Raw genomic sequence first — 7,225 nt, 5'->3', positions numbered from 1 at the left:
AGTGTCACCACCAAGACCATCCGAACCGTCACCGATGTCCTGATGCAGAACTGTCACCGATGTCTTGGGAGATGACAGATCGAACCGGCAAGCTCCGCGGGTTAGCGGTCGATCGGCCCGCCACTAGACTGAACCGGTGGATTCGCAGTCGTCAGCCGCCGCCCGCCCCGTTCTCGTGATCGACTTCGGCGCCCAGTACGCCCAGTTGATCGCCCGCCGGGTTCGCGAGGCGCGGGTGTTCTCCGAGGTCGTCCCGCACACCGCGTCCGTCGACGAGATCAAGGCCAAGGATCCGCGGGCCATCGTGCTCTCCGGTGGGCCGTCCAGCGTGTACGCCGATGGCGCGCCCCGGCTGGATCCGGCCCTGTTCGACCTCGACGTGCCGGTGTTCGGCATCTGTTACGGCTTCCAGGCCATGGCGCAGGCCCTGGGTGGCACCGTGGCGCACACCGGCACCAGTGAGTACGGCCGCACCGAACTGAAAGTCGCTGGCGGTGAGCTGCATTCGGGCCTGCCCGAGACGCAGCCGGTGTGGATGAGCCACGGGGACGCCGTGACTCATCCGCCCGAGGGTTTCGATGTGGTGGCCACCAGTGCCGGTGCGCCCGTTGCGGCGTTCGAGAACCGTTCGCGCAGGCTTGCCGGGGTGCAGTACCACCCCGAGGTGCTGCACTCGCCGCACGGCCAGCAGGTGCTCAGCCGCTTCCTGCACGACTTCGCGGGCATCGACGCCACCTGGACTGCGGCCAACATCGCCGACAGCCTGGTCGCGCAGGTCCGAGAGCAGATCGGCGACGGACGCGCGATCTGCGGTCTGTCCGGGGGAGTGGACTCCGCGGTGGCCGCGGCACTCGTGCAGCGCGCCATCGGTGACCGCCTGACGTGTGTGTTCGTCGACCACGGTCTGCTGCGGGAGGGGGAGCGGGCGCAGGTGCAGCGCGACTTCGTCGCCGCCACCGGAGCCAAGCTGGTGACCGTCGATGCCGAGGCCACGTTCCTGGAGAAGCTGTCGGGGGTCACCAACCCCGAGGGCAAGCGCAAGATCATCGGCCGTGAGTTCATCCGGGCGTTCGAGGGTGCGGTGCGCGACCTGGTCGAGGGTGACGACGAGATCGACTTCCTGGTCCAGGGCACGCTCTACCCCGACGTGGTGGAGTCCGGCGGCGGGACCGGCACCGCGAACATCAAGAGCCACCACAATGTCGGTGGCCTGCCCGAGGACCTGAAGTTCACGCTCGTCGAACCCCTGCGACTGCTGTTCAAGGACGAGGTGCGGGCGGTCGGGCGCGAACTGGGCCTGCCCGAGGAGATCGTCGCGCGTCAGCCGTTCCCGGGCCCGGGCTTGGGCATCCGGATCATCGGCGAGGTCACCGCGGAGCGTCTGGACACGCTGCGGCGCGCGGACTCGATCGCGCGGGAGGAGTTGACGGCGGCGGGCCAGGATCACCACATCTGGCAGTGCCCCGTGGTGCTGCTGGCCGACGTCCGGTCGGTCGGTGTGCAGGGCGACGGCCGCACCTACGGTCATCCGGTGGTGCTGCGTCCGGTCTCCAGCGAGGACGCCATGACGGCAGACTGGACGCGGCTGCCGTATGAGGTGCTGGAGCGCATCTCGACGCGGATCACCAATGAGGTGCCGGAGGTCAACCGCGTGGTGCTCGACGTGACGAGCAAGCCGCCGGGCACCATCGAATGGGAGTGATCCCGGGGTCACCCTCAGGCCCGTAGTTTCACCGCTCTCGGCGCCGGAACTCCGGCGCCGAGTTCACTTGCGCACCGTGCGCCTCTGACATCGCAGCCCGCTTGACGCTTGTCGGTGGGTGGGTGTTTACTCGCTCCATCGAACATATTTTCGAAGATGTGGTGTTCGAGGGATTGCGAGAGGTGGGCGATGACGGCGGCACTTTCCCGGCAGGATCGCCTGGAAAATCGTTCTGAACAGGTGGAACGCCTGCGAAGGCAGATTGCGGCGGTGTCCGGGAAAGTCGGTGCTCCCCGCCGCGGCGTGAACCCTCCGAATCAGCCCGTCGAAGCGCCGGAAACTTTGCTGCCGGTGCCGGAATCGCTGGCCGAACTGCTGCCTCGCGGGTTGCCCAGAGGGGTCGTCGGGGTGCTGACCGGGGCGCGTTCCCTCCCCCTGAGCATGGTCGCCGCGGTGACGGCCGGAGGCGGTTTCGCGGCCCTGGTGGGCATGCCTCGGGCCGGCCTGCTGGCCGCGGCGGAGATGGGCGCCACGCTCGACCGGGTGGCGGTGATCCCCGACCCCGGGGCGGATCCGCTCGAGGTGGCCGCGGTGCTGATGGACGGTATGGATCTGGTGGTGCTCGACCTGACCGGGCGTTCGGTCCCGCCCGCGCGGGCGCGCACGCTGACGGCCCGAGCCCGGCACAAGGGGTGCACCCTGCTGGTCACCGGTATCGACTGGCAGGGGGCGTCGGTACGGTTGGATGCCCGGGTCCGCGGTTACGACCTCACGGGCGGGTGCGAGTCCGGCTACGGCCGGGTCGGCCGGGTTCACCTGGCGCTGCGGGCCCGCGGCAGATGCGCCACCCGGGTGAGTTGAGATGACGCGATCGAGGGTTCTGGCGCTGTGGTGCATGGACTGGCCCGCCGTCGCGGCGGCGCAGGCCATGGGGCTTTCGGCCACGGCGCCGGTGGCGGTGACGTTGGCCAACCGTGTGGTCGCGTGCTCCTCGGCGGCGCGTGCCGTCGGGGTGCGGCGTGGGCTGCGCCGCCGGGAAGCGCAGGCCAGGTGTCCGCAGTTGGCGGTGGTGGCCGCCGATCCGGCCCGGGACGCCAGGTTCTTCGAATCGGTCATCGTGGCCGTCGACGACCTGGTGCCGCGGGCCGAAGTGCTGCGACCGGGCCTTCTGGTGCTCTCGGTGCGGGGTGCCGCGCGGTACTTCGGGTCCGAGCAGGCTGCCGGGGAACGGTTGGTGGACGCGGTGGCCGCCTCGGGCGCCGAATGTCAGGTGGGAGTGGCCGACCAGTTGGCCTCCGCGGTCTTCGCGGCGCGGGCGGGGCGCGTCGTCGCGCCGGGGGAGGACGCCGATTTCCTGTCCACGTTGTCGATTCGCCAGTTGGCCGCCGAGCCGAGCCTGTCCGCGCCGGGGCGGGAGGACCTGGCTGATCTGTTGTGGCGATTGGGTGTTCGCACCTTCGGCCAGTTCGCCGCACTGCCGCGTACGGATGTGTCGTCGCGGTTCGGTGCGGATGCGGTGGCCGCACACCGGATGGTGCGCGCCGAGGAGGTCCGTGGGCCCTCGGGACGTGAGCTGCCGCCGGAGCGGGATGCCGTGCTGGACTGCGATCCGCCCATCGACCGGGTGGATGCCGCCGCGTTCGCGGGTCGCACTCTTGCGGGTCAGCTGCACCGAAGCCTGGAGTCGGCGGGGGTGGGCTGCACTCGGTTGGCCATCCATGCCGTCACCAGCAACGGTGAAGAGCTGACTCGGGTGTGGCGATGCGCCGAACCGTTGACCGAGGACGCCACCGCGGACCGGATCCGCTGGCAGTTGGACGGCTGGCTCAACCGGCGTCATGCCGCCGACCGGCCCAGTGGACCCATCGTGGTGCTGCGTCTGCATCCGGTCGAGGTGGTCTCCGCCGGGGCGCTGCAGCTGCCGCTGTGGGGCGGGGTCGGTGACGAGGATCGGCTGCGGGCCCGTCGCGCGCTGGTCCGGGTTCAGGGTCTGCTGGGCCCCGAGGCGGTTCAGGTGCCGGTGCTCAGCGGTGGGCGTGGCCCCTCCGAACGCATCACCTTCACCCCGCTCGGTGATGAACTGGTGCCGAGGGCCGATCCGGATCGACCCTGGCCGGGATCGCTGCCGGAACCCGCGCCCGCGGTGCTTCTCGACGATCCAGTGGAACTCCTTGATGAGCAAGGAAATTCGGTGCGGGTGACATCGAGGGGGCTGTTCTCGGCCGAGCCTGCCCGGCTGGACGCCCCCCACCGGGAGCACTGCGGGCGGTTGCGCTGGTGGACGGGGCCGTGGCCGGTCGACGAACGGTGGTGGGATCAGGACGCCCCCGGCCGCACTGCGCGGGCCCAGGTGCTTCTCGAGGACGGCTCGTCGGCGACGGAGTCCGGTCCGGCGCTGCTGCTGTGCTACCGGAAGAGGCGCTGGTATGTGGAGGGGGTCTACGAGTAACCGGGTCCGGGAGCGGAGGCCAACCCGCGGGCGAACGGGCCCACCCGAGAGATGAAGCGGTCGAAGAACACGTCGGCCAACGGTGCGGACTGTTCCGGCGTGCCACCGACGACGATCGCGGCGTTCGGCGGCCGATTCCAGTGCGCGCCGAAGTCGGCGACCGTCATACCCCGGGTCAGCGTGCCGTGCAGTTCCACATCGACGGTCGCGGTGCGGGTGCGCACCAGGCCCGGGTCCAGCGCCACGGCCGCGGCGAACGGATCGTGCAGATGGGCCAGATAGCCCTCGCCCTGATCGAAGTGGAACTCGAAGTAGAACCGCATCGCGTCCTCGAGCACGCGGATCAGCGGGTTGGCGGCCGTCGACCGTGTGCCCCGCCGATCGTGCGGGGTCATCACCGATGTCGGGGACCCCGCCGCATCGGCGAGGTGGGCCAGGATCTGCGGGGTCGCCATGATGCTCTCGGTGACGTTGAGGCCGCAGACCAGTGGCAGCTCACCGCTTTGGGCGCCGAAGGCCGTGAACACCTCCGCGGCGGCCTCGGGATCGACCGCGATGTTCCACTCGGACACCGGCGTGGTGTTGCCCCGGTACTCGAAGGACCCGCCCATGATGACCAGCCGGCGCAGCAGGCGCGGCAGTTCGGGATCGGCGCGCAGCGCCAGTGCCAGGTTGGTCAGCGGTCCGGTGGCCAGGCCGATGAGTTCGCCGGGGTGCGCGTGGGCCGCGGAAATCCATGCCTCCGCGGCGTCGAAACCGCTGGGTTGCGTTGTCGGAGTGGGCAACTCGGCATAGCCCAGGCCCGTCGGGCCGTGCGTGTCCTCCGCCGTGCGCAGCGGAATACTCAGGGGCAGAGCCGAACCCACCGAGACCGGGATTCCGGTGGCTCCGCACAACTCGAGCAGAGCCAGATTGTTCCGGCAGACCTGTTGCACACCAGTGTTTCCCGCCGTCGAGGCGATGCCGACGAGATCGACGTCGGCGCTGGCCAGCAGATACGCCAGCGCGAAAGCGTCGTCGACGCCGGTGTCAACGTCGGCGAAGACGACAGGCATGAGCCAATGCTATCGGGCCGGTCACCAGTGCACGCCGGGCACGAGTCGCACGGCCCGCTTGACCGGACGGGGCACCCGCGGCACGGGCAGGGTGTGGGCTGTCCGGGCTGCGCGGGCCGGTGGTCGTTCGCGCACAGACGCCACCCCTCGGGCCGCGGCCGAGTCGGGGAATCCCAGGTAAAGCTGATGCAGCACCCGTCGACTCAACCGCGGGGTGAAGTACAGCCCCACGTCGGCCAGGGTGCCCAGCGGCGTGTCGATCCGCACCGGTTTGTCGACCAGGCCGCGCACCACCATGGCCGCGGCGTGTTCTGCACTGATCGCAGGCACCGGGTTCAGCCGCTTCGACGGCGTGATCATCGGTGTCCGCACCAACGGCATGTGGATCGTGGTGAAGGTGATGTGATCCGACAGCGTTTCGGTCGACACCACCTCGGCGAACGCGTCGAGTGCGGCCTTGCTCGGCAGGTATGCCGAGTACCTCGGGGTCGAGGCCTGCACCCCGGCACTCGAGACGTTGACCACGTGGCCGAAGCGGCGTTCGCGCCAGTGCGGCAGCAGGGCGAGCACCATGCGCACGGCGCCGAAGTAGTTGACCGCCATCACCCTCTCGTAGTCATGCAGCCGATCGGTCGACGCCGCGACCGATCGCCGGATGGAGCGACCCGCATTGTTCACGAGGTAGTCGACGTGCCCGAACGTGGCGAGGATGTCCTTCACGCACGCGTCGACGGACGCCGAATCCGTGACATCACATGTGAACGCGTGCGCCTGACCGCCCGCGGCGCGGATCTCGTCGACCAGTTCGTCGAGGGCCGCGCCGTTGCGTGCCACCGCGAACACCGTGGCGCCCCGCGCCGCGACCGCGATCGCCGAGGCGCGTCCGATACCGCTCGAGGCGCCGGTGATGACGACGTGGCGCCCGGCCAGGGGTGCGTCGGAGCCGACACGCCTGGCTCGGTCGGGGTCCAGGTTCGCGGCCCAGTACCGCCACAGTCTGCCTGCGTAGGAACCGAACTCGGGGACCTCGATTCCGGTGCCGCGCAGTGCTTCCCGGGTGTTGTCGGAGGTGAACGTCGTGGGCAGGTCGACGACGTCGAGCACCGCTGGGGGCACCCCCAACTGGGCGGCCACCATGTTGCGCCCGGCCTTGACCAGGCCGCGGGGGTGCAGTGCCGGGGAGGCGACCGCCCGCGGCAGCCGACCGCGCAGCGGCGGCAGACCGGCGGCGGGGGCCAGTGCGCGGTAGATGCCGCGCAGGCCGATCGACGTGGGTGCGGTGAGGTGAAACGTGGTGCCGTCGTCGACCTCGGCGCTCAGCAGGGCCACCAGGGCGTCGGCGACGTAGTCGACCGGGACGATGTTGGTGCGTCCGGTGTCGGGCAGGGCGACGGGGGTGAAGCGGGGCAGCGCGGCGAACCGGGCCAGCAGGCCGAAGAAGTAGTACGGGCCGTCGATCTTGTCCATCTCACCGGTGACCGAGTCGCCGACCACCACCGCCGGGCGGTACACCCGAAAGCGCAGACCGTCCGCCTCGCGCACCAGCTGTTCGGCCTCGAACTTGGTCTGGTGATAGGCCGTGGGCAGGTTCTGGGCGACGTCGAAGTCGGCCTCGGTGTATGTACCCGCGAAGTCGCCGGCCACCGCAATCGAGGACACGTGATGCAGGGTCGCGCCCAGGCGCTGGGTCAGCTCGATGACCGCGCGGGTGCCGTCGACGTTGGCCGCTCGTTGGTCCGCGTCGCCGGCGGTGATGTCGTAGACCGCGCCGCAGTGTACGACGTGGGTGACGCCGTCGAGGTCGGCCACTGACTGTTCGGGAAGGCCCAGGTCGGGTGCGGTCAGGTCGCCGACCAGGGGATGTGCGCGCTCGCCCCAGTCGGTCGCCAGCCGTTCGAACCGCGCCAGTGACTCGCGGCGCACCAGCACCCACACCTGCGCCGTCGGGTCGGCGGCCAGCAGTCGGGTCACGACGCGCCGTCCGATGAACCCGGTACCGCCGGTAACGACATAGTTCAT

At 70.1% G+C, this 7,225-nt stretch carries 5 protein-coding genes; 3 read left to right on the top strand and 2 right to left on the bottom strand.

The genetic code is table 11. The annotated features are described in order from the left end of the window. Positions 1 to 136: 136 nt before the first annotated feature. The 3 genes from guaA (at position 137) to A5727_RS19750 (ending at position 4,151) form a co-directional block, all read left to right on the top strand. Positions 137 to 1,702 carry a glutamine-hydrolyzing GMP synthase gene (gene guaA / locus A5727_RS19760; RefSeq protein ID WP_068253665.1) on the top strand — a complete coding sequence of 522 codons (1,566 nt, stop codon included), beginning with the start codon at positions 137 to 139 and terminating at the stop codon, positions 1,700 to 1,702. A 189-nt stretch (positions 1,703 to 1,891) separates the two neighbouring features. Continuing rightward, complete coding sequence (gene imuA' / locus A5727_RS19755) at positions 1,892 to 2,563, top strand: DnaE2-dependent mutagenesis accessory factor ImuA' (protein ID WP_068253661.1); 672 nt, start codon at positions 1,892 to 1,894, stop codon at positions 2,561 to 2,563. A gap of 1 nt (position 2,564) precedes the next feature. Next, positions 2,565 to 4,151, top strand: a complete 1,587-nt coding sequence (locus tag A5727_RS19750; RefSeq protein WP_068253658.1) for a DNA polymerase Y family protein — start codon at positions 2,565 to 2,567, stop codon at positions 4,149 to 4,151. Here the strand turns inward: A5727_RS19750 and A5727_RS19745 are convergent. Both A5727_RS19745 and A5727_RS19740 read right to left on the bottom strand, forming a co-directional pair. Next, positions 4,142 to 5,206 carry a nucleoside hydrolase gene (locus tag A5727_RS19745; protein WP_068253655.1) on the bottom strand — a complete coding sequence of 355 codons (1,065 nt, stop codon included), beginning with the start codon at positions 5,204 to 5,206 and terminating at the stop codon, positions 4,142 to 4,144. The two genes, A5727_RS19750 and A5727_RS19745, sit on opposite strands and share 10 nt — an antisense overlap. A gap of 21 nt (positions 5,207 to 5,227) precedes the next feature. Beyond that, positions 5,228 to 7,225 carry an SDR family oxidoreductase gene (locus A5727_RS19740; RefSeq protein ID WP_157521467.1) on the bottom strand — a complete coding sequence of 666 codons (1,998 nt, stop codon included), beginning with the start codon at positions 7,223 to 7,225 and terminating at the stop codon, positions 5,228 to 5,230.

Source organism: Mycobacterium sp. ACS4331, assembly GCF_001667265.1.
In the GTDB taxonomy this organism is placed as follows: Bacteria; Actinomycetota; Actinomycetes; order Mycobacteriales; family Mycobacteriaceae; genus Mycobacterium.
This window is presented reverse-complemented; position numbering and strand designations above follow the sequence as displayed.

What these genes read in the sequence shown, in the direction of transcription:
- A5727_RS19750 (WP_068253658.1), top strand. Translation starts at nt 2,565, where the DNA reads ATGACGCGATCGAGGGTTCTGGCGCTGTGGTGCATGGACTGGCCCGCC.
- A5727_RS19745 (WP_068253655.1), bottom strand. Translation starts at nt 5,206, where the DNA reads ATGCCTGTCGTCTTCGCCGACGTTGACACCGGCGTCGACGACGCTTTC.
- A5727_RS19740 (WP_157521467.1), bottom strand. Translation starts at nt 7,225, where the DNA reads ATGAACTATGTCGTTACCGGCGGTACCGGGTTCATCGGACGGCGCGTC.
- imuA' (WP_068253661.1), top strand. Translation starts at nt 1,892, where the DNA reads ATGACGGCGGCACTTTCCCGGCAGGATCGCCTGGAAAATCGTTCTGAA.